This window comes from Nonomuraea sp. NPDC050153 (assembly GCF_044460125.1).
GTDB lineage: Bacteria > Actinomycetota > Actinomycetes > Streptosporangiales > Streptosporangiaceae > Nonomuraea.
Genome location: NZ_JBITJQ010000098.1, coordinates 1 through 1,351 on the forward strand (window position 1 = coordinate 1; position 1,351 = coordinate 1,351).

Annotated in this window: 1 protein-coding gene; it reads right to left on the reverse strand. The window is 63.3% G+C overall.

Features of this window, described 5'->3' with window-relative positions; translation table 11 throughout:
* Nucleotides 1-634: 634 nt before the first annotated feature.
* Nucleotides 635-1,111 (reverse strand): hypothetical protein, encoded by a 477-nt coding sequence (locus tag ACIBQ1_RS61845; protein ID WP_397292891.1) that lies wholly within the window; start codon nucleotides 1,109-1,111, stop codon nucleotides 635-637.
* Nucleotides 1,112-1,351: the final 240 nt, after the last annotated feature.

Consider the following 1,351-nt stretch of genomic DNA (forward strand, 5'->3'; position numbering starts at 1 on the left):
ATCCCAATGGTCCCACCAGGGCTACATCCACAAGATCGGACCAGCCTTGTACGGGCCAGTGCCCACGAGCACTTAAGCCTTCGTCAGCAGGCTCTTACCTGGTAGATGGACACCGCAAGTGAGGCGATGGCAATCACGATAGCGCTGATGGCGATTGCGGTTTGCGCGTCCATGTCGCCCCTCTCGCTGCACCTGACGTCTTGGTTCGAACGTAGAGAGACATCAGTACAAGAACAACTGTCCTCCCAATGCGATCCACCTGCCTACACAAACTGGAGCGAGGCAACCGCGGCCCATTCGGGTTATAGAACGACATGTTTGCTGACGATCGCTATCATTCCTGGGCGCGAAGAGAGCGTGAGAGTCGAGTGAGGCCCGCTGCGGCAGACAGCAGGGTCCTCGCCAAGCCGAGTTGGATGCCGACCGGGCTGAAGGATGGCCGCTACCTCGTGGTCGTCGCCGGGACCTGCTTGGCACGGTGGGCCCAGCCTGCGGCGGCTAGCCGGCCCGGGGTCGTAGTGGCACGACGATCGAGCCCGCTCCCATGGTGCGGCGGTCGGGGGTTGTGGCTGAGCTGCTCGCCGACATTGAGTGGGCCTGGTGGGTGAACCGCGATCGTCGATAGCCGCTGTCCCTAGGACCGCCTACTGTCGTCGAGGTGGTCGAACCACGCGTTCAACGCCTGCGGGATGAACTCCTGCCCGCCCAGTTCCTCGTGGTGACAGCCGGCGATAAGGCGGGCGCGTGTGTTCGGCTTGATCCGCGCGGTGATGAGCGTGAGCGATTCCGGATCAGCCGCCGGAGCGCTCGGGCGGGGAATGGGCTCCTTCTCGCTGCCCTCGGGCATCTCGGCGGGGATGCCGAGCCGGTCGCAGTAGTAGGTGATCGCTTCTTCCCACACGCCTTGAACACCCAGGCCGGTGATTTCGCAGGCGGCGTCGAGACGTTCGAGCGTGTCTGGGTCGAGGCGGGTGCCGGTGTTGATGAGGTCAGTCCACTTGACGGCTTTGGTGCGGGTGGGGGTGGAACGTGTTCGCGGTTGCGCCAACGAGCGGCCTTCGTCGGGGGATTGGAAGGTGACCTGGCGGGGGTCGGTTCGTCGGCGGGCCACGTGGTGCTCCTGGTGGTGTGTGGCGGTGGGGTGCTGGTCGTGATCTCTACCGTAGTCCTGCGTGTGTCTCGCGACAAAGTCGTGTCCGTTATGTCCGATTTTCGGAGGCACTGAGAACGCTTCTATACCTATGTAAAGGTTTGGTCTAAGAGCCTGCTGACAAAGGGTTTGGTCGGTACGGCCGAGTTGGGGCGATCTCGGCGGTTCTCCCGGTGTGTCACACCTGCGGACAGGAGCGGG